Source organism: Nocardia sp. NPDC004068 (assembly GCF_042874315.1).
Taxonomy (GTDB): Bacteria; Actinomycetota; Actinomycetes; order Mycobacteriales; family Mycobacteriaceae; genus Nocardia.
Genome location: NZ_JBIAMW010000020.1, coordinates 73,236 through 93,790, shown reverse-complemented (window position 1 = coordinate 93,790; position 20,555 = coordinate 73,236). Strand labels below are relative to the sequence as shown.

The 20,555-nt window shown below is 67.6% G+C and carries 22 protein-coding genes and 1 pseudogene; 11 read left to right on the top strand and 12 right to left on the bottom strand.

From position 1 onward, the window contains the following. The first annotated feature begins 456 nt into the window (after positions 1-456). From ACFYTQ_RS34425 to ACFYTQ_RS34390, 8 genes and pseudogenes are all read left to right on the top strand, one after another. On the top strand, positions 457-1,206 hold the full coding sequence (locus ACFYTQ_RS34425; RefSeq protein WP_387369934.1) for a DUF5919 domain-containing protein: 750 nt from the start codon (positions 457-459) through the stop codon (positions 1,204-1,206). After that, complete coding sequence (locus tag ACFYTQ_RS34420; RefSeq protein WP_387369932.1) at positions 1,203-2,000, top strand: inositol monophosphatase family protein; 798 nt, start codon at positions 1,203-1,205, stop codon at positions 1,998-2,000. Before ACFYTQ_RS34425 ends, ACFYTQ_RS34420 begins: the two co-directional genes overlap by 4 nt. A gap of 75 nt (positions 2,001-2,075) precedes the next feature. After that, a complete protein-coding gene (locus ACFYTQ_RS34415) occupies positions 2,076-3,287 on the top strand; it encodes a helix-turn-helix domain-containing protein (protein ID WP_387369930.1) in 1,212 nt (403 codons plus the stop codon). Positions 3,288-3,299: 12 nt separating this feature from the next. Further along, positions 3,300-3,773, top strand: coding sequence for an NUDIX domain-containing protein (locus tag ACFYTQ_RS34410; protein WP_387369928.1), 474 nt, complete (start codon positions 3,300-3,302; stop codon positions 3,771-3,773). A 125-nt stretch (positions 3,774-3,898) separates the two neighbouring features. Continuing rightward, a pseudogene (locus ACFYTQ_RS34405) lies at positions 3,899-4,690 on the top strand (phosphotransferase); the annotation flags it as partial. A gap of 162 nt (positions 4,691-4,852) precedes the next feature. Further along, positions 4,853-5,632: an ABC transporter ATP-binding protein gene (locus ACFYTQ_RS34400; protein WP_387369926.1), complete on the top strand. Its 780-nt coding sequence runs from the start codon at positions 4,853-4,855 to the stop codon at positions 5,630-5,632. Continuing rightward, positions 5,629-6,390: an ABC transporter permease gene (locus ACFYTQ_RS34395; RefSeq protein WP_387369924.1), complete on the top strand. Its 762-nt coding sequence runs from the start codon at positions 5,629-5,631 to the stop codon at positions 6,388-6,390. Before ACFYTQ_RS34400 ends, ACFYTQ_RS34395 begins: the two co-directional genes overlap by 4 nt. Before the next feature lie 14 nt (positions 6,391-6,404). After that, positions 6,405-7,190 (top strand): MerR family transcriptional regulator, encoded by a 786-nt coding sequence (locus ACFYTQ_RS34390; protein ID WP_387369922.1) that lies wholly within the window; start codon positions 6,405-6,407, stop codon positions 7,188-7,190. Positions 7,191-7,244: 54 nt separating this feature from the next. On the opposite strand, the gene ACFYTQ_RS34385 is transcribed toward ACFYTQ_RS34390, so the two are convergent. The 10 genes from ACFYTQ_RS34385 to ctaD form a co-directional block, all read right to left on the bottom strand. Further along, positions 7,245-8,459, bottom strand: a complete 1,215-nt coding sequence (locus ACFYTQ_RS34385; protein ID WP_387369920.1) for a class I SAM-dependent methyltransferase — start codon at positions 8,457-8,459, stop codon at positions 7,245-7,247. 17 nt (positions 8,460-8,476) lie between these two features. Then, positions 8,477-9,454 (bottom strand): class I SAM-dependent methyltransferase, encoded by a 978-nt coding sequence (locus ACFYTQ_RS34380; protein ID WP_387369918.1) that lies wholly within the window; start codon positions 9,452-9,454, stop codon positions 8,477-8,479. 37 nt (positions 9,455-9,491) lie between these two features. Continuing rightward, entirely contained in the window at positions 9,492-10,256 is a 765-nt protein-coding gene (locus tag ACFYTQ_RS34375) for an enoyl-CoA hydratase-related protein (RefSeq protein ID WP_387369916.1), read from the bottom strand. A gap of 104 nt (positions 10,257-10,360) precedes the next feature. Further along, positions 10,361-11,122 carry an NUDIX hydrolase gene (locus ACFYTQ_RS34370; RefSeq protein WP_387370014.1) on the bottom strand — a complete coding sequence of 254 codons (762 nt, stop codon included), beginning with the start codon at positions 11,120-11,122 and terminating at the stop codon, positions 10,361-10,363. A 376-nt stretch (positions 11,123-11,498) separates the two neighbouring features. Further along, on the bottom strand, positions 11,499-12,338 hold the full coding sequence (locus ACFYTQ_RS34365) for an ABC transporter ATP-binding protein (protein WP_387369914.1): 840 nt from the start codon (positions 12,336-12,338) through the stop codon (positions 11,499-11,501). 52 nt (positions 12,339-12,390) lie between these two features. Beyond that, entirely contained in the window at positions 12,391-12,558 is a 168-nt protein-coding gene (locus ACFYTQ_RS34360) for a hypothetical protein (RefSeq protein WP_387369912.1), read from the bottom strand. A 76-nt stretch (positions 12,559-12,634) separates the two neighbouring features. Further along, positions 12,635-13,393 (bottom strand): peptidyl-tRNA hydrolase, encoded by a 759-nt coding sequence (locus ACFYTQ_RS34355; RefSeq protein WP_387369910.1) that lies wholly within the window; start codon positions 13,391-13,393, stop codon positions 12,635-12,637. 102 nt (positions 13,394-13,495) lie between these two features. Beyond that, entirely contained in the window at positions 13,496-13,924 is a 429-nt protein-coding gene (locus ACFYTQ_RS34350) for a protease inhibitor I42 family protein (RefSeq protein WP_387369908.1), read from the bottom strand. A gap of 424 nt (positions 13,925-14,348) precedes the next feature. Beyond that, complete coding sequence (serB, locus tag ACFYTQ_RS34345; RefSeq protein WP_387369906.1) at positions 14,349-15,572, bottom strand: phosphoserine phosphatase SerB; 1,224 nt, start codon at positions 15,570-15,572, stop codon at positions 14,349-14,351. Between the two features lie 117 nt (positions 15,573-15,689). Then, positions 15,690-17,426, bottom strand: a complete 1,737-nt coding sequence (gene ctaD / locus ACFYTQ_RS34340) for a cytochrome c oxidase subunit I (protein WP_387369904.1) — start codon at positions 17,424-17,426, stop codon at positions 15,690-15,692. A 176-nt stretch (positions 17,427-17,602) separates the two neighbouring features. On the opposite strand from ctaD, the gene ACFYTQ_RS34335 reads away from it, so the two are divergent. The 3 genes from ACFYTQ_RS34335 (at position 17,603) to crcB (ending at position 19,634) form a co-directional block, all read left to right on the top strand. Further along, the gene (locus ACFYTQ_RS34335) at positions 17,603-18,670 is read left to right on the top strand and encodes an iron-siderophore ABC transporter substrate-binding protein (protein WP_387369902.1); all 1,068 of its coding nucleotides are present in this window, start codon (positions 17,603-17,605) and stop codon (positions 18,668-18,670) included. A 116-nt stretch (positions 18,671-18,786) separates the two neighbouring features. Continuing rightward, positions 18,787-19,275: a fluoride efflux transporter FluC gene (locus ACFYTQ_RS34330; RefSeq protein ID WP_387369900.1), complete on the top strand. Its 489-nt coding sequence runs from the start codon at positions 18,787-18,789 to the stop codon at positions 19,273-19,275. Continuing rightward, complete coding sequence (gene crcB, locus ACFYTQ_RS34325; protein WP_387369898.1) at positions 19,272-19,634, top strand: fluoride efflux transporter CrcB; 363 nt, start codon at positions 19,272-19,274, stop codon at positions 19,632-19,634. The genes ACFYTQ_RS34330 and crcB overlap by 4 nt, the downstream gene beginning before the upstream one ends. On the opposite strand, the gene ACFYTQ_RS34320 is transcribed toward crcB, so the two are convergent. Together ACFYTQ_RS34320 and ACFYTQ_RS34315 are read right to left on the bottom strand one after the other, a co-directional pair. Further along, complete coding sequence (locus ACFYTQ_RS34320; protein WP_387369896.1) at positions 19,627-19,995, bottom strand: hypothetical protein; 369 nt, start codon at positions 19,993-19,995, stop codon at positions 19,627-19,629. The two genes, crcB and ACFYTQ_RS34320, sit on opposite strands and share 8 nt — an antisense overlap. An 87-nt stretch (positions 19,996-20,082) precedes the next feature. Further along, positions 20,083-20,496 (bottom strand): ester cyclase, encoded by a 414-nt coding sequence (locus tag ACFYTQ_RS34315; RefSeq protein WP_387369894.1) that lies wholly within the window; start codon positions 20,494-20,496, stop codon positions 20,083-20,085. Between the last annotated feature and the right edge of the window lie 59 nt (positions 20,497-20,555).

Sequence of the window (20,555 nt, the reverse complement as noted above, 5' to 3'; positions counted from 1 at the left end):
AATGATCTGTGCGACCCGGTGCTCGACCCGTACCGCTTCCCACAGGCTCTCTTCATATTCCGGTAGCCAATCGATTGCGGTAGCGAGGGTGGGGTGGTTGTCGGGCTCGAACTCGATATGCCCGACTCGGTACCCCGGTAACGGAGTATCGGGCCAGCGGAACGCCGGACGGAGACTGGAGCTGTCAGTCACCGACAGGATTCGCGGGATCCCATCCTCGCCGACTTCCCAAACGACTTGTTTGTCCCGAATGTTCGCTCTGTATCGGCGCTTGCCTCCGGCGTCTTCTATGAGCATGGGTGCGTTCTCCTTCGGATCGTCCTTCCCGGTGCACATTCCGATCACAGGCAAGTTTCCGCAGCGGTCGGGGACTTCTCCACTGCCGAGAAAATCTTCTCCGAGACGTCCGGGCAGGGCTATAGTCGTCCCCGGACGTCCCCAAAAGGAAGTGATGGAATGGCCAATGAGCGTCTTCGGAGCGCCCTGCTGCAGCGCGGCCTGACTCCCCAAACAGCCGCCGAATCGTTGGGGGTGGACGCGAAGACCGTGGAACGCTGGATCAGCAGGGAGCGGATCCCCTACCCGAAGCACCGCTACGCCCTCGCCGCCTTGCTGCAAGAGCCGGAAGGCTATCTCTGGCCACAGCCAGAACCACAACGGCAATATGCCGATGTCGAGGCGATATTTCCGACTCGGGCGGAATTCATTCAGAAAATGCCGCCGCGCGAAATACTGAAGTCAGCTGAAACCGTCGATATGATGGGGCTGTCGCTGAATCTGTTCTGTCAGCAACATTCCGACAGCGACACGTTGCGGCTGCTTGCGTCCGGCACGATCTTCCGTTGCCTCTTCCTCGAGCCACGCGGAGTACATATTCGTTCCCGTGAGCGAGAGGAAGGACATGACGCTGACGTACTCACAAAGCTGACCGAGATCAATATAGCTTCCTCTCAGCGTTTGCGAACCAGAATTCCAGCAGACAGCCCGGGCGCCATACTCATTCGCACCTATGACGAACCCGCACGTTTCAATATCACCGTAATCGACAAGAGGACCTGCATAATTCAGCCCTATCTACACCGAGCTCGCGGAGTGGAATCACCGACTCTTATCGCTCGGCGGAGTGAGCAGCCGGGCCTCTTCGAGACATTCAGCCAGGTATTCGAGAGCATGTGGGCCACCGGGAAGGAACTCGGCGCGAAATGACTTCGAATCGTGAGCATCTGCTGGGTATCGCCCGGCACGCGGCAGCCCGCGGTGGCGCTCTGCTGAGGGAGACGGCGCCGGGCCGGATAGAACAGAAGGGAGACCGCGATTTCGTCACCGACCTCGATCGTCGTATCGAGCAGGAGATCCGCGACTGTCTTCGAGAGATGGTGCCAGGAATCGACTTTCTCGGCGAGGAAATCGAGACTCCGGCCCACCCGGAGACACTGGAAGCGGTATGGGTTCTAGACCCGATCGACGGCACGTCGAATTTCATTCACGGACTGCCCTTTTCGGCCGTATCGCTGGCCCTGGCACAAAAGGGAACCGCGACAATCGGCGTGGTCGTCGCGCCATTCCTCGGGCTCGAGTATTACGCAGCTTCCGGAACCGGAGCCTTCTGCAACGGCCAGCCCATCTCGACGAGCCGACCATCCTCCCTCGCCGCCGCGATAATCTCCCTGGGCGACTACGCGGTCGGAACCGACGCGGCCGAGAAGAACCAGCGACGTTTCGCCCTCACCCACACGCTCGCACACTCCGTCGAGCGAATCCGCATGTTCGGATCAGCCGCACTGGACCTCACCTGGGTCGCATCGGGCAAAACGGACGCGTGCGTCATGATGTCGAACAAGCCCTGGGACACCTCGGCCGGGGTCGTCATCGCTCGCGAGGCGGGAGCTGTCGTGACGGATCTCGCGGGCACTCCCCACACGCTGTCCTCGGCCGAGACGGTCGCGGTCTCTCCGTCGATCGCCAACGAACTGCTGGAGCTGCTCGATCGAATGGGTTAATGCCAACCCGATATTGAAGAACCAATAGTTCGGTGATCTCGTGGACCCGAGCCCTCGAAGCTCGTTACGCTGGAGATGACAAGGTCCTTCAGCGATCTGAGGTTCTTCGTCATGGCAACCGAGACAAGTGGATTTGGTAAGCGAATCGCGGCACTGCGGCGGTTGGCGAAGATGACGCAGGATCAGTTGGCCGCCAAGGCGGGATACAGCGCGCATGCCGTGCGGGCGGTCGAGCAGGGGCGCGATCCCGCGTCGCCGGGGTTCGTGGCTGCGGTGGCCGCCGCGCTTGGCGTCGAGCCCGAACAGATCTACGGGACGCCGTATCGGGACGCGATGGATGAGGACGGCACGCTGGACGGCCTGGCCGAGTTGCGTGCGATCTTGTCCGAGGGCGAGTGCGTCTGCGGTGCGGACCCCTCGCCGCTCGATCGGCTTCGCGCTCAACTGAATTCGATCAACGATGATGATCGGGCGGGCCAAAGCCGTCAGGCGCTCGCTCGGCTGCCGAAGCTCATTCGGGAACTGTACGGCGCGCTGGCGACCGACCCGAGCCCCGAGACATACGCGATGTTGGCCGACGCCTACAACGCGGCGGATCGGATGTGCCGCCGCTTCGGCCACATGTCGCTCACGATCCCCGCCGTGGACCGTTTCGATTGGGCCGCTACGCATTCCGGTGATCCATTGAACATCGCCCTCGGGAAGATCATGCGCACCCGGCTGCTCATGTACCACAACAACACCGATCTCGCGCTGCGCTTGGTGGACGAGGCGATCGCCTTGATCGAAGGGGAAAGCGAAGGTGCGTTGTCCGTCTGGGGCACAGCGCATCTCGCGGGCGCGGTCGCCGCCGCCCGCGGCCGTCGCCTCGAAATTGCGCAAGACCACATCGCCGAGGCACGGACCATCGGCGCCCGCCTCGGCCACGAAACCCGCGCCTACGAAACCCTCATGGGCCCGGGCAATACCGAAATCCACGCCGTCGGAGTGGAACTCGAGGCCGGAGACCCCGGAAAAGCCGCTACGATCGGTTCGGAACTGTCCCTTCCGCCGACGATCACCCGTTCCCGCGCGGGCCACCTCTGGCAGGACGTCGGCCGCGCCTGGCTCCTCGTCGGCAAGCCCGACAAGTCCCTGAAGGCATTACAGCAAGCCCGAAGGATCTCCCCACAACAAACGAAACTGCACCCCAGCGTCCGCGAAACGCTCTACGGAATCGCGGCCGCGGAACGCCGCCGCAGCGAATCATTGGGAGCCTTCGCCAGTTGGGTCGGCATCACCGTGTAGGAGGACTTTGGCATGGGCGGAAGACGTGACCATTACCGAGATCCGAACGCACCGACGCCGAACAGCCTGGTTCCCGGCGGGTCCGCCCTCGTCACCGATTCCGAAGGCCGCATCCTGATGCAACGCCGTGGGGATTCCGGTAACTGGTCGCTCCCCGGGGGAGCTATGGAACTCGGGGAAACTCTGCCGCAGTGCGTGATTCGCGAGACGAAAGAGGAGACCGGACTCGACATCGAGATCACCGGCCTCCTCGGCATCTACACCGACCCACAACACATCATCGAGTACGAGGACGGCGAGATTCGGCAAGCGTTTGCCATTACGTTCTACGGCCGGGTGATCGGCGGCCGGATCGCCGTGAGCGACGAGTCGACGGCCGTTCGATTTCTCGGGTTGGACGAGCTTGCGGAATTGCCGGTGCATCCGACTGTTCGGCTCCGCCTTCGACATCATGCCGAACGGCGGTCGCAGCCGTACCTGGGATGAGCAAGGGCATGGGAATCGACAGCGGCCTTCCCGGGCGCGAGGCATTGGCGGCGGCATGCTCCGCATTCGGCCTCTCGGGACATGTCGCGAAAGCCGTTCTGCTGCACTAGCGTTCCAACGCCGTATGGTTGCTGTCCGAGCAGGACGTGGTGGTCCGCCTGGCCCCCGATACCGAGACGCGACGCGAACGGGCGCGGGCGGCCGTCGAGGTCACTCGATGGCTCTCGAAGACCCATCCGCCAGTAGCCCTGGCCCCGCTTTCCGGCCCCCAACCCGTCGTTGTCGCCAACGCCGTCGCGACCTTCTGGCCCTACCGCCCGACCCCGGACGAGGCCACCGCATCCGAACTCGGCCACCTGCTCCGACGTTTACACGATGCCGGAGAGCCGCCAGCCGCAGTGCGCCTTCCCCGCTATCGACCGCTCCGGCGCTTGTCGGAGGCTCTCGAAATAGACAGTGCGCGTGCCGTTCCCGCGCTCGACCCCACCGATCACGAGTGGCTACGGCAAGAAGCCACTCGTCTCATCGACAGATTCGACCGCACGGAATTCCCGCTCGGCGTCGGACTGATCCACGGCGACCCACACACCGAGAACGCACTCCGCGACAACGGCCAATGGGTCCTGATCGACTGGGACAACACCGCACTCGGCCCACGAGAACTGGACCTCGTCGGCCAACTACCCGACCACTTCCACGAATCCCTCAGCGCCCGAGCGAAATTCGCCGACGCCTACGGCTACGACCTTCTCGCCTGGCCAGGCTGGACGATGCTGCGAGACATCATCGAACTGCACTCCCTCGGCAGCTACCTCCGACTCGCCCCCGACAAACCCGCAGCCGCGGCCGAGCTACGTCGCCGGGTGGATTCGCTGCGAAACGACGACCGGTCGGTGGTTTGGCGAGCGATCGTGTGACACTCGGGGCGGCCCGCAGCCCTCAGTCGCTCACTCGCCTGCCGAAACTCATTCGCAAAACAACGCCCTCGGCTGATCGGCTGGGCGAGGCTTCTCCCTTGACCCTGACGCAGGGTCAACCCCTCATCCTGCTGGCAGCGACCAGCCACCAGGAGGAGACCGATGACCATGTGCCCACCCGATCCCGCGATTCACGTCTGGGGACTACGGAAGTCGTACGGGAATGTGGAGGTACTGCGCGGGGTCGACTTCGAGGTGGCGCGCGGCAGCGTGTTCGCCCTGCTCGGGTCCAACGGCGCGGGCAAGACCACGATCGTGCGGATACTCGCGACGCTGCTGAAGGCCGACGCCGGTACGGCCCAGGTGAACGGCTACGACGTCGCCACCGAGGCGGTCAGTGTGCGTGAATCCTCCAGTCTGACCGGACAATTCGCCGCCGTCGACGAGATCCTCAGCGGCCGTGAGAATCTCGCCCTCATCGCCCGACTGCGGCACCTCGCGAACCCGGACGAGATCGCGGACGACCTGCTGACCCGATTCGCCCTCGACGACGCGGCGAAGCGAAGGGTCGCAACGTATTCCGGCGGTATGCGCCGCCGACTCGACATCGCCATGAGCCTCATCGGGGACCCGCCGGTGATCTTCTTGGACGAGCCGACAACGGGTCTCGACCCCGAAGCGCGCCTCAAGGTGTGGCGGACGGTCGCCGACCTCGCGCACCGCGGCACCACGGTGCTGCTCACCACCCAACATCTCGAAGAGGCCGAACAACTCGCCGACCGCATCGCGATCCTGCACCGCGGCCGGATCATCGCCAACGGCAGCCTCGCCGAACTCACCCGGCTGCTGCCCCCCGCTCACATCGAATACGTCGAGAAACGGCCGAGTCTGGAGGAGATCTTCCTCGCGGTCATCGGCGCCGACCACCAGGACCAGCGATGACCACTCCCTTCCTCGCCGATACCGGCGTGCTCACCCGCCGCTCCCTGCGACACGTCACCCGCAGCCCGGACACCATCATCACCACCGCGATCACGCCGATCGCCATGATGCTCATGTTCGTCTACGTCTTCGGCGGGGCGATCGACACCGGATCGGCGTCGTACGTGACCTACCTGCTGCCCGGCATCCTGCTCATCACCATCGCGTCGGGCGTCGCGTACACCGCGCTGCGGCTGGTCACGGACCTGAAAAGCGGTATGCTGGAACGCTTTCGGTCCATGCCGATCGCCCGCGCGGGAGTGCTGTGGGCGCACGTTCTCACCTCGCTGACCGCCAATCTGATCTCGCTCGTCATCGTCGTCGGCGTCGCCCTGCTGATGGGCTTCCGCTCGCGCGCGGGCGTGGCGGCGTGGCTGGCGGTCGCGGGCATCCTGATCCTGTTCACGCTCGCGTTGACCTGGGTCGCGGTGCTCGCCGGTCTCACCGCGAAGACGGCGGAGGGCGGGGGCGCGTTCTCGTATCCGCTCATCTTCCTGCCGCTCCTGAGCTCGGCGTTCGTGCCGACGGCGACGATGCCGGGCCCGGTGCGCTGGTTCGCCGAGCATCAGCCGGTGACAGCTGTAGTTGATACCATCCGCGCCCTGTTCGCTCGACAGCCCGTCGGCGACGACATCTGGTCCGCTCTCGCCTGGTGTGTCGGCGTCCTCGTCGTCGCCTGTCTCGCGGCGATGACAACCTACCGTCGGAAAATCGCCTGAGGCAGGCTGGATTCATGCTCACCATCGGTCAACTCGCGGCGTACGCCGGGGTGACGGTGCGCGCGGTCCGCCACGATCACAAGATCGGGCTGCTGCCCGAGCCCGAACGCGACCGGTCGGGGTACCGCGTCTACGACACCGCCGCGATCGTGCGGCTCATCCGGATCCACACCCTCGCCGACGCCGGGGTGCCGCTCGCCCGGGTCCAGGACCTGCTCGACGCCGAACCACGGGAGTTCGCCGTCGCGATCCACGAGATCGACGAGACCCTGCGCACCGAGATCCGGCGGCTGCGCGACACCCGTCGACGCCTCGCGTGCCTCGCCGCGGGAGACCATTTGGCCCTCCCCCGCAGCGTCGTCGCCTACCTCGACCGGTTACGCGGGCTCGGCGTCCAGGAGCCCTACATCGAACGCGAACGCGACGCCTGGATCATGGTCGCCGCCCAGGTCCCGCACCTGATCGAGGCCGTGATCGCCGAGAAGCACCGGCAACTCGACGATCCCGACATGGTGAAGCTCTACGGTTTCCTGCGCGGCGCGCTCGATTGGCCCGCCGACGATCCCCGCATCGTCGAGATCGCGGATATCTTGGAGCGCTTGCGCATTCGCGCCGTGCGTGCCGGGGCGGTGGACGGCGACGGCTTCGACGACGGATTGGTGAATCTGTTGGATTCGGTGGTGCTCGAGTCCTCGCCGGGGGTGGAGCGGGTCATCGCGATTCTCGAGGAGCGGGGGTGGCGGGGGTGGACGCGGATCGAGCGGGTGCCTGTCGACCGGCTGGAGCCGGGCGCGGGGTGAGGGCAGTGTTCGGAATCGAACACGGCCGACGATTCGAGCTCGCGCAGGCTCGTGTCAAGGGGTGTCGCACACGAAAATTGTTGGCGTCTCACCGATTCGGGTGACGACGAGGGTGTGCGGCACCACACCGCGGGGCTTGAGGCGGGAGCGGAGGGCGTCCGGGTTGATGTCGACGCCGCGAGCCAGGATCTCGAGCGGGCCGCAGTCGCGGCGGTGCAGTTCCGCGCGGAGGGTCTTCTCGCGGAAGGGCAGGCGGTCGCGGACTCGGAAGGTCCGGACGCCCGGTGGTGGGCTGTCGCCGGTGAGATAGGCGATACGCGGGTCGAGTTGCCAAAGACCTTGCGCCGCAGCGTAATGCCGGACCAGACCCGCACGGACGACCGCGCCGTCGGGGTCGACGATCCAGTCGCCGGGCGCGCGCGTGGGAATGTCGTCGGGGTCGGCGTCGGTGACGGTCCAAGAATCGCCGGAACCGGACAGGACCGTGGCCCGGCGAGTGACGCCCGGCTCCGCGAGCGCGGCGGGCCACAGGCAGACCTCGCGCACAGAGCCGTCGAGGGAAACCACCTCGGCTTCACCCTCCCAGGTGAGATCGGGATGCCCCGCCTGTTTACCGACCCGCCCGGTGCCGCCCGTGACGAAGCTGTCGAAATCCAAACCGGGAGCGCATTTCACAACCAGCTCGCGGCCGCGGTAGGCGGCGATCAAATCCGGAAGCGGCGGTTGGAGTTTCGCCGGGTCATGGGTGCGACGGCCATCCGCGCGACGGGCCGGATCGGCGATGACCACCGTATCGGTACTACAGGGCACGAGCGCATCGGCCTTGGCCAGCAACACATTTCGCGTACCGGACAGATTGTGCGCGGCCATCGCCAACCGCACCTCGTCCAGGTCGCTGCCGATCACGCCGGGGCAAACATCATGCAGCGCAACGAGTTCCGCACCGATCGAACACGTCACATCATGCACGAACCGCCCCGCCAACCGCCGCGACCGATGCCGCGCCACCGCCGTCGGCGTCGCCTGCTGCAACGCGTCGTCGGTGAACAGCCACTCCCCCACCCCGACGAGCTTCGCCCCGGCCCGCCGCCGCAGCCGCACCGTCTCCACCAGCACGCCCGCACGATCCCCGTACTCGCCCCGCACCCGGCCGAGATCACGGAGCAGCGACGCCTCGGTCAAATCCAGCCGAGCCACCTCGGCCAGCGCCGCCTGACCGGCGGCACCGGCCAGATAGTCGACGTCCTCGCGGGAGAACCGGTATCCCACAACGATTTACGAGCGCGTCACTTCGCCGAGGGCGTGGGCTTCACGCCCGTGATCATGGCGTTGTAGAAGAACCGCCGCGGCACGACGTGCTTGAGGACGTTCTCGTCGAGCCAGCTCAGGCCCAGCCACGCGCGGTACTGCGCGATGCGGTAACCCCAAGTCAGCTTCTCGGCGGGCACGGCGGCCTCGAAGGTGCGCACGGGCCAGCCCCACAGGGCGGCGGCGAACTCCTCGGTCTCGGCCCGTACCCCAACCGCACCGGCCGAGCGCGCGATGGCCTCGAGCTGCGCCGGATCGAAAGTGTGCAGATCCACCACGGCCTCGAGCGCCGCGGCCCGCGAGGACTCGTCCAGTTCCTCCTGCGGGCGCCGCCACTCGCGCAGGAACGGCAGCTTGGTGACCTCGGTGGTGGCCTTCCAGGTGATCTGGCCGAGCTTGCGGGCGTACAGGTTGCCGACCGTGGTCGGTTCGCCCGCGAACACGAACCGGCCGCCGGGCTTGAGCACCCGCAGGCACTCCTTCAGCGCCAGCTCCACATCCGGAATGTGGTGCAGCACAGCGTGTCCCACGACCAGATCGAAGGTGTCGTCGTCGTAGGGGATGGTCTCGGCGTCGGCGACCCGGCCGTCCACCTCGAGCCCCAGGTGCTCGGCGTTGCGCAGCGCCACCTTGACCATACCGGGCGACAGATCGGTGACCGAACCGCGCTTCGCCACCCCGGACTGCATCAGGTTCAGCAGGAAGAAACCCGTACCGCAGCCGAGTTCGAGGGCCCGCTCGTAGGGCAGCGGGGCATTCGGGGCGACGGCGTCGAAGCGGCCGCGGGCATAGGCGATACAGCGCTCGTCGTAGGAGATCGACCACTTGTCGTCGTAGGTCTCGGCCTCCCAGTCGTGGTAGAGGACCTGGGCGAGCTTGTTGTCGGCGAGCGCGGCCTGGACCTCCGCCTCGGTGGCGTGCGGGTTCGGCGCGGGGTCGTCAGGACGGACGGTCATGGTCGCAAAGCGTACTCGAGGTCGGTTCGGCGCGCCCTCAGCGGGCCACGAATTCCGCCGCCCCCGGACCGTCGGCGAGATAGGAACGTGTTCCTATGCTGCGGTCCTCGGTCGCGAACAGCTCGGACCACTCCGCGCGGGCTCGGTCCTGGCCGTGCGGACCGGCCTCGAAGACGCGTTTGGCTGCCGCGAGGGCGAGGCCCGGACGGGCGATGAACTGTCGCGCCCAGCGCATGGCGGCGTGGTAGACGTCGTCGGGGGCGACGACCTCGTCGACGAGTCCGATGGCCGCGGCCTCGGCGGCATCGACGAGGCGTCCGGTGTAGACCAGGTCTTTGGCCCGGGCTGGGCCGATGAGCAGGCTCGCGCGGCGGATTCCGGCCAGCGGGATCAGGCCCGTGTGGATCTGCGGGAGCCCGAGTTTCACATTGTCGCCGACGATGCGGCGGTCCGCGCCCAAGGCCAGTTCCAATCCCGTACCCAAGGCGTACCCGGTGATCGCGGCGACCGTCGGCCGCGGAATGCGGGCCAGGCAGCCGAGTGCCGCTTGCAAATCGTCGACCATCGCCCGCGCCTGCTCGACCGTCAACCGCTCGAGTTCGGCGACGTCGTCCCCCGCGCTGAAGATCCGCTCGTCGCCGTAGACGACCACGGCCGCGACCGCCTCGTCCCGCCCTATCCCCTCCGCCGCCGCGGCCAACTCCGAGGCGACCTGGAGATCGATCGAATTCATCGGCGGCCGCGCGATGCGCAACACGGCGATCCCCGCCTCGGGTCGGTCCACGGTCACGAATTCGGCCACGACGCAGGAGCCTACTGGTCGTGGCTTCGGCGGGATCACGGGAGCTGGGACGAGGGCGGGATCAGGGGAGCTGGAACGAAGCCGCGTCACGGGAGCTGGAACGTCTACCGCGACCCGCGCAGCCGCGACGGATCCGGCAGGTCGGCGAAATACCGCTCGTTGTGCGGGAATTCGAGCCGCGACCCGCCCTCGGCCGGGAGCACCGGCATGATCGGCTCGATCTCGGCCTCGGCCGCGAAAATCTCTGCGGTGGAACCGAATTCGGACAGCGCCACCAGTTGGGACCAGGTGGGCGGCAGCAGGACGTCCAGCCCGTCGTGCCAGCGGTCGAGGGCCTCGGCGGGGGTGCACCAGCGGACCTCGCGGGCCTCGGACGTGGCGCCGTCGGCGAGCTGGCCCTGCGGGAGGACGGCGACGAAGAAGCGGGTGTCGTAGCGGCGCTGCTCGATCACGGGGGTGATCCAGTTGGCCCACGGGCGCAGCAGATCGGCGCGCAACACCAGGTGCTCGGCGGCCAGGAACTGGCTCAGCGACACCTCGCGGCGCTCGAGCCGCTCGCGCGCGGAGCGATAGACGCTCGTGTCGGAGACGACCGTGTCGGCGGTCGGCCCGGCCAGCAGCACCCCGCACTCCTCGAACGTCTCGCGCACCGCCGCGCACACCAGCGCCTGCGCCCGCTCGGGATCGGTGTCGAACCGCGCGCCCCACCACACGGGATCCGGTCCCGCCCAACCGATTTCGGCCGCGGCGTCGGAGGCGTCCACCCCGCCGCCGGGAAAGACGGTCATCCCGGCCGCGAAGGCCATGGCGTCCACGCGCCGTTGCAGGAACACCTCGGGCCCGTTCGCGCCGTCGCGCACCAGCATCACCGTGGAGGCATCCCGGGGCGCGGGCGGCACCGCATCAGTCTCGCTCACAATCCGCACCCTAACGCCTGCTTGGGACGGCAGTACCAGCACCCGCCCTCCGCATCCCCACGCCCGGCAACCCAGCCGCACACCTTATTCAGATCCGCACCCGTTCCAGGGCCCCGCAAGGGGTGCGGATTCGAAACGCCCGGCAGCCCAGCCGCACACCTTGTTCGGATCCGCACCCGTTTCAAGGCCCCGCAAGGGGTGCGGATTCGAAACGCCCGGCAACCCCAGCCGCACACCTTGTTCGGATCCGCACCCCTTGCAGGGCCATGCAACGGGTGCGGATTCGAATAAAGGGTGCGGCTGGGTTGCCGAAACCTGGGGTGCGTCAGCCTCGCTTGTGGCGGTGGCGGCCGAAGCGTTGGGAGCGGCGGGCGAAGTAGCGGCCATCGATGCGGTCCAGGGCGATGGACTGGCGGAACGCCTCGCTCAGGTTCTCGGCGGTGAGGACGTCGTCGAGGAGGCCCTGGGCGACGATGCTGCCCTCGTTGAGGAGCAGGGCGTGGGTGAAGCCGGGCGGGATCTCCTCGACGTGATGGGTGACCAGGACCGTGGCGGGGGCGTCGGGGTCGGCGGCGAGGTCGCCGAGTTTCTCGACCAGTTCCTCGCGGCCGCCGAGATCCAGTCCGGCGGCGGGCTCGTCGAGCAGGAGCAGTTCCGGGTCGGTCATCAGGGCGCGGGCTATGAGGACGCGTTTGCGTTCGCCCTCCGACAGGGTTCCGTACGCGCGATCGGAAAGGTGTTCGGCGCCCAGGCTTTCCAGCATGTCGATGGCGCGGTCGGTGTCGACGTCGTCGTACTCCTCGCGCCAGCGGCCCATCACCGCGTAGCCCGCCGACACCACCAGATCGCACACCTTCTCGTCGAGCGGCACGCGCGCGGCCACCGCCGCCGAGGACATGCCGATGCGCGGGCGCAACTCGGAGATGTCGGTGCGGCCCAGCGTCTCCCCCAGCAGGTTGGCCACGCCGTTGGTCGGGTAGAGCTCCGCCGCGGCCATGCGCAGCAGGGTGGTCTTCCCGGCGCCGTTGGGGCCCAGGACGACCCAGCGTTCGTCCAGCTCCACCTGCCAGGAGAGCGGGCCCACCAGGGTGTGGCCGGAACGCCGGACGGTCACGTCGGTGAAATCGATGAGCAGATCGGGATCGGGTTGCGGCACGGGCTCCATCTTGGCCCACGCGCGCGAACCCGTGCCAATTGTGGCGGTCGCTCGATTCGTGTCACCGGCCGCCGGGGCGCGGGCCCGGCGTGAATTCGTCGTCGTAGCGGCGCGATTCGCCGTGTTCCGGCGGGCGCCGGCGCGGCGACCGCAACATCCGGCCGAGCAGCAGCGCCACCGGTATCGAGCACACGATCCACACGCCGAGCACTATCCACAGTGTCGTCATCTCCGTGCACCTCCGGAAATCGTCCCCCGATCCTCCCGCAGCCCGGTCGGCGAGTCGACCGTGCGGCGCAGGTACGTCACCACGTATCGGGCGCCGTGGCGATCACCGTCATCGAACCGGGCGCCACTTCCGTGAAGCCCGCGTCGCGCACCGCGGTCGCCGAGCCGTTCCGGACCCGGTCGCACAAGGCCGACCACCGCTCGGATCCGGCGTCGCGCACCGCGCACCGGTAACCGCGCAGCGACCACGCGTACACCTGTCGCACCGGCAGCGCACCAGCGAGCAACATGCTCGCGTGCCCGACCTGTGCGGCTGCCTTACCCACGGACATACCCAATTCCGCGTTCACCCACAGCACCGGAAATTCGGGATCGGGCGGGCCGGGCGTGTCGGCTTCGAGCTCGGTGCCGCCGATCTGCAATTTCCTGATACGCGGGTCGACATCGCCCACCGGTCCGGGCACGAGGGCCCGCGCCTGCGCGCCGTCCCTCGACACGGTCAGTCCGTCGACCTCGTTCGCGGCCAGCCACTGCGCGCCGCGAGCGCGGCGGGCCACCTTGCGAATTCGCGATCGCTTCCAGGTGAGGAACCGCTCCTCCCACTCCCCCTCCGGCCCGACCCGCGGATCCAGGCACAGCGCGACGACCGCCGTCGCGGCCGCCGCCAGCAGCGTACTCCGTTGCGGCGGTTCGTTTTTCGGGATGTGCAGCACCATCTGCATGGCCTGCACCCGCGCCGGATCCGCCGGATCGCCGCCGCCTCCGTACCCGCGCGCCAATTCCGCGTGGCGCGCACGGAATCCCGCGTCCAGGCCGGTCACCGCCTCCGAAGTCACCGAACCAGCCTAGCGTTCTGTGGGCGAACACCTCGCTATCTTGGGGTTGCCGACGACCGAGACCTCAGGCATCTGCCCGGGACAGGACCGCGGCAACGGGCCTCATCGGCCAACGACGACGGTCACTCCGAAAGTCTGATCAGGGTCGCTCCCGGCCTCCCAGGGCCGCTGATATCCCATGCTCAATGGCGTGGTGCCCGGCGCGGCGGCGGTGAAGGTCCACACCGACGAACCGCCCACGCCCACAGTCGCATCCGCGCGGGAATCGGGCCGGAAGTCCGGATCGTCGTTCTGCACGACGATGGCGCGATCGAGTTCGCGGATCTGCCAGAGGAATCCGGTGGTCGGCTCGGCGGGCAGGGAGACGATCAGCCGCTGCCCCACCGCGAGCGCCACCCGCGTCCCGTTCGCCGCCGAATCCACCGTCACCGCCGCGGGCACGGCGACCGGCCCAGCGGACCGCGTGGAATCCCCTGTCCCGCAACCCACCAACGTCAGCCCCACCACAACCGGCACCAAGCGGCCGCGCATCGGACTCCTCTCGATGGCCGGGTCGAATTCCGAGCACAGCATGCCGGACCCGATGCGGCCCCGAGAACCGACGCGCCGAACTGAACGCCTACCTCCCCAGCCCCACCAGCCCAGCCGCACCCCTTATTCGAATCCGCACCCGTTTCAGGGCTCTACAAGGGGTGCGGATTCGAATAAAGGGTGCGGCTGGGCTGCCGAACCTGGGGTCAGCGGACCTGGGGATTGGGCGCGCCCTGGACTTCCGAACCTGGAATGGCGGGCCCGGAGGCTGCGCCGGACCCCGGGCTGCCGAACCTGGGTAGCGGACCTGGAGGTTGGGCGGGGACCTGAAGTGCCCAACCTGGGGGTTGCGGACCTGGAGGCTGGGCCGGGCCCTGGATACCGGACCTTGGGGGGCGGGCCTGGAGGCTGAGCCGAACCTCGTTCAGCTCAAAGGCACACGCCGGAGGAGGCCGTCGCGGGCGTCGGCGGCTTCTACCTCGTCGCGGGTGACGCCGAGGATGAAGAGGATGGCGTCCAGGTAGGGGTGGGAGAGGGCCGCGTCGGCTACCTCGCGGAGGGCTGGTTTGGCGTTGAAGGCGATGCCGAGGCCGGCGGCGTTGAGCATGTCGATGTCGTTGGCGCCGTCGCCGACGGCTACCGTCTGTTCCATCGGGACTCCGGCCTCGGCGGCGAAACGGCGCAGGGCCACGGCCTTTCCGGGGCGGTCGACGATGTCGCCGACGACCTTGCCGGTCAGCTTGCCGTCGACGATCTCAAGCGTGTTGGCCTGCACGAAGTCCAGTTCCAGCTCGTGGGCGAGCGGCTCGATCACCTGACGGAAACCGCCCGACACGACGCCGCAGCGGAAACCCAAACGCCGCAACGTCCGGATGGTCGTGCGGGCGCCCGGGGTGAGGGCGATGGCGTCGGCCACCTCCTCGATGACGGTCTCGTCGAGCCCGGCGAGCGTCGCCACGCGCTGGCGCAGCGATTCGGCGAAGTCGATCTCGCCGCGCATGGCCGCCTCGGTGACCGCGCGGACCTCGTCCTCCACCCCGGCGTGCGCGGCCAGCATCTCGATGACCTCGCCCTGGATGAGCGTGGAGTCGACGTCGAACACGATGAGCCGCTTGGCCCGCCGGGCCAGACCCGCGCGCTCGACCGCGATGTCCACATTGACCTTCGCCGCGACCTCGGCGAGCGTCGTGCGTAGGCGGGTCTCCGCGAGTTCGGACGGCGGCGCGGTCACCATCAGCTCCAGACCCGTGACCGGATAGTCGGCGATGCCGCGGATGGCGTCGATATTGACGTTCTGCTCGGCCAGCTTGCTCGCGATCTTGCTGACCGCCTTGGCCGTCACCGGGCTACCCAACACCACCACCGCGTGCGTCGAAAGTCGCGCTCCCGTAACGGAATTCGCGCCGATCTCGACGTCGACCTGCATGCCGACGGTGGCCATGGCGTCCTCGAGCTGATCCTGGAGTTCCTCGGGATCGGTCGGGCGCGTCACCAGCACGCCGAGGGTGAGGCGGCCACGGATCACGACCTGCTCGACGTCGAGCAGGCTCACGCCGTTGCGCGACAGCGTCGCCAGCAGCACCGAGGTCACGCCCGGCTTGTCGGGGCCGGTGACCGTGATCAGCACCGTCGTCTCGGACGTGCCCACAGCGAGAACTCCCATTCTGTCGTGCGCGGGAAATCCCGCCCATTGTCGCAGGTGGTCGAAACCGAACGCGGCGGCCGTCTCGAAAGACGGCCGCCGCGCCGGAGGTGATCGGAAACGCTAGCTCGACACCTTCTCGAGCTCCTGGACCTGGTGGGACTTGGAGCCCCAGCCCACGTGCGCCTCGGCTCGCATCCGCTCGACCATGTGCGGATAGTGCAACTCGAACGCCGGCCGCTCCGACCGGATGCGCGGCAGCTCGTAGAAGTTGTGCCGCGGCGGCGGGCAGGTGGTGGCCCACTCCAGCGAGTTGCCGTAGCCCCACGGATCGTCCACGGTCACGACCTCGCCGTAGCGGTAGGAGGTGAAGACGTTCCAGATGAACGGCAGCGTGGACGCGCCGAGGATGAACGCGCCGATCGTGGAAATCGTGTTCAGCGTGGTGAATCCGTCGGTCGGCAGGTAGTCGGCGTAGCGCCGCGGGAAGCCCTCCGCACCCAACCAGTGCTGCACCAGGAACGTGGTGTGGAAGCCGACCATGGTCGCCCAGAAGTGCCACTTGCCCAGGCGCTCGTCCATCATGCGGCCGGTCATCTTCGGGAACCAGAAGTAGATGCCCGCGAAGGTGGCGAACACGATGGTGCCGAACAGCACGTAGTGGAAGTGCGCGACCACGAAGTAGCTGTCGGACACGTGGAAGTCCAGCGGCGGGCTGGCGAGGATGACACCGGACAGACCACCGAAGAGGAACGTCACGATGAAGCCGACCGAGAACAGCATCGGCGATTCGAACGTCAACTGGCCGCGCCACATCGTGCCGATCCAGTTGAAGAACTTCACGCCTGTCGGCACCGCGATGAGGAACGTCATGAACGAGAAGAACGGCAGCAGTACCGCTCCCGTGGCGTACATGTGGTGCGCCCACACCGCGATCGACAGCGCCGCGATGCCCAGGGTCGCGTAGACCAGCGTGGTGTACCCGAAGATCGGCTTACGGCTGAAGACCGGGAAGATCTCCGACACGATGCCGAAGAACGGCAGCGCGATGATGTACACCTCGGGGTGGCCGAAGTACCAGAACAGGTGCTGGTACAGGATCGCGCCACCGGTCGCCGGATCGTAGATGTGCCCGCCGAGGTGCCGGTCGTAGGCCAGACCCATCAGCGCGGCGGTCAGCAGCGGGAAGGCCAGCAGCACAAGCACACTGGTGACGGCGATGTTCCAGGTGAAGATCGGCATCCGGAACAGCGTCATACCCGGGCAGCGCAGGCAGATGACGGTGGTGAGCATGTTGACGCCACCGAGGATGGTGCCCAGACCGGATACGGCCAGACCCATGATCCACAGGTCGGCGCCGACGCCCGGGGAGTGCACGATGTCCGACAGCGGGGTGTAGGCGGTCCAGCCGAAGTCGGCCGCGCCGCCGGGGGTGATGAAGCCCGCGGTCGCCATGGTCGCGCCGAACAGGTACAGCCAGTAGCTGAAGGCGTTCAGGCGGGGGAAGGCGACGTCGGGGGCGCCGATCTGCAGCGGCAGCACGATATTGGCGAAGCCGAACACGATCGCGGTCGCGTAGAACAGCAGCATGATCGTGCCGTGCATGGTGAACAGCTGGTTGAACTGCTCGGGCGAGAGGAACTGCAGATTCGGCCGCGCCAGCTCACCGCGCATGAGCAGCGCCATCAGGCCGCCGATCATGAAGAACGTCATGGCCGTCACGAGGTACATCACCCCGAGCACCTTCGGGTCGGTCGTGGTGACGGCCTTGTAGATGAACGAACCCTTCGGACCCAGACGCGGCGGATAAGGCCGAGTCGCTTCCAACTTGGGGACTGGCTGGGGCTCTACAGCAGTCACTGATCCTCCTGAAGGTGTGCCTTCTGGTCGTTGTCGTACGCAGGGCTTCCGGCGCACGGCGAACGACGGGTGGCTTGCGCTACGACAGATCGTAATCGTTGCCGCGGCAGGCATCGCGTCCGGTCCTACTCTGTGTCGTAATCGACCCGCGCGCGGGCATGTGTACCCTTCCTCGCATGCCGGTGCCCGAGGTCGAACCCACCCGCGACATCCCTGCTGGCGACCGTGTCCGCGCGCGGCGCTTACAGGTCGGGGGGCTGGTGTTGGCGGTGCTCGTCGCGCTGCTCAGCGCGTGTGCGCACGGGAGCGATGACGATGCGAGCATCGTGCGGACGACGACCAATATCGCGGGGGCCTCGGTGGTCGGGGTCGAACGGGATACCCGGACGGCGTGTCCGTTGCCGACCGCGCCGGATCCCGGTGGGTCGCATGTCGTTGCGGGGAGCCAGGTTCCGGCCGATCCGCAGCGGATCGTCGTGCTCGACACCACCGCGCTCGACGCGGTGTGCGCGGTGGGGCTGTGGGAGCGGGTGGTCGGCGCGGCGACCCTCGCCGGTCCCGTACCGCAGCCGTCCTATCTCGGTACCGGAGTGGTGAGGATTCCGAGTGTGGGCGGCATCGGGGCCGCGGATCCCGCGCGGATCGCGGAGTTGCGGCCGGATCTGATCATCGGCACCGCCGCCGCGAACGCCGACGCGCTGCGCGGTATCGCCCCCACCGTACTGGTCGGCACGGCCCCGTGGCAGACGCAGTTCAGCGACCTCGCCGACGCCATGAACCGGGGGGACGCGGCCGAGCGCATCCTCGCCGACTACCGCACCGAGGCCCGCGACACCGGCACCGCGATCGCGGCGAGCTTCTCGCAGGCGTCGGTGATCCGCTTCTCCGGCAACGACATTCAGGTGCTGGGCACCGACAGTTTCGCCGGGCAGGTGCTCGCGGACGTGGGCGTGCAGCGGCCGGGCGCGCAACGCGGGCCGACCTTCACGGTTTCCGGGGTCGGGAGCGAGGACGAGCGCGATCGGGTCGAGGGCGACATCATCTACGTCATGTTCGACGGGCCCGACGGCAAGAGCCGGGGCGAACGGGTGCTGAAGTCCAAGGACTTCAAGAAACTGGGAGCGGTGTCGGACCGACGCGAATTCGCCGTGGACGACGTCATCTGGCACGGATCAGGCGTCACGGCCGCCCGCGCGATGGTCGACGACTTGCGCAAGACGCTCAACGGTTTCGTCACGGACTGACTACCCTGAAGTCGATGCGGCGGTGGGGCTCGCCGCTCCGGAGACCGGAACAACCGTGGCGTCCGGGCCACCGACAGTCCCTACCCGATGTGGTGCGAATCGAGTGGGAGACGCGCGTGTCCGAGAAACTGGCCCGGGAGCCGATCGACCCCGACCTCGAACCGGATCTCCCACGGCCGCAACGGGAATCGGCGCGCGAGCGGGGCGTACTGATGGGCGTCATCGCGATCGGGGGAAGCCTGGGCGCGCTGGGCCGCTACGGTCTCGCCCAGCTCTGGCCGACCACTCCGGGCGGATTCCCGTGGGCGACCTTCGCCACCAATGTGACCGGGTGTTTCCTCCTCGGCGTGCTCATGGTGCTGATCACCGATGTGTGGAGCGCGCACCGGCTGCTGCGGCCGTTTCTGGGCGTGGGGGTCCTGGGCGGGTTCACGACATTCTCCACCTACGCCAACGAGACACGAAACCTGTTGCAGCCCAACTCGATCGGCGTGGCCTTCGGCTATCTGGCCGGAACGCTGATCTGCGCGTTGCTCGCCACCCTCCTGGCGGTCCGGATCACCCGCGCGGCCTGTCTGCGCGGGGACGGGAAGGCGACCGCATGACCGTGCTGCTGATCGTCCTCGGCGCCGCGGTCGGCGCGCCGCTGCGCTATCTGCTCGACCGGACCGTGCAGTCCCGGCTGCGCACGACGTTCCCGTGGGGCACGCTGCTGGTCAACATCACCGGCTGCCTGATCCTCGGCGCGTTGACCGGCGCGACGACCTCGTCTCCCCTTTTCGCCCTCGCCGGAACGGGGTTCTGCGGGGCGCTCACGACCTACAGCACGTTCGGGTACGAGACCGTCCGACTGGCCGAGGAACGCGAATACCTCTATGCCGCACTGAATGTCGCGATCAGCGTGTTCGCCGGGCTGGGCGCGACGGTGCTCGCGTACACCACCGCCCACGCCCTGGTCACCTGACCCCCATCGGCCCCGGCCGCGGCCGCAACGCGTATGCCGGAACCAGCTGATCGGTCAACTGCAACGGCGTCCGCCCATCCGCGTACGGCACCGAGAAGTTCACCCGCCCCATCCACTCCCCGTTCAACGTCGGCACCCAATGCGTGAGCGTCCCCGGCCGCTCCCCCGTCATATCGAGCCCCGCCCCGTTCACATGCCGAGGCGTCCCGGGATCCCGAATGAGAATGGCGTCGAGCCGCACCCACACCGGCTTCGGCGGATGCACCAGCGCCCGGTAGTAGTACCCCTGCTCATTGGGATACTGCAACTCGGGCGCGGTGCCCTCGGTCCGAGGTACCTCACCGTCACCACTCGAACTCATGTTCGAATATTACCGATACTGACACGTCAAGCGCGCTGGCAGGGGGGCGTTTTGCTTGAGGTTGCAAGCGGGTTGGAGGCCGGGTCTTCACAGGCCCAGCTGGTCGCGCATCGCGTCGGTGTCGAGCAGGACCCAGTGCTCGACGATGAGGCCGTTTCGGACGCGGACCATATCCATGACGAGGACCTCGTAGCGTCGGCCGGAGTCCGTGTGGGTGCCCCGCATGGTGTAGCGGTTGACGGAGGTGTCACCGGAGACGACGTTCTGCTCGATCGTCAGCGAGACGTCGTGGAACGCGCTGTCCGCGCTCAGCCGCTCCCACTTCTGTCGCCAGGCGTCGCGTCCATGGTGATCGCCCTGGGTGCCGCCCCGGTGGTCGACGACCTCGGGGTCGATCAGCTTCAGCGCGTCCTCCAGGTGACCTTCCAGGATCTGCGCGTAGCTCTCACTACATTGCCGGTGAATCTCTCCCGGGTGCGCGGTGCCTGCCCCCTGCGACATGCGGACTCTCCTCTGGCGGGGATACAAACGGGGAACTCCCCACTTGTGGTGTCCGGCTA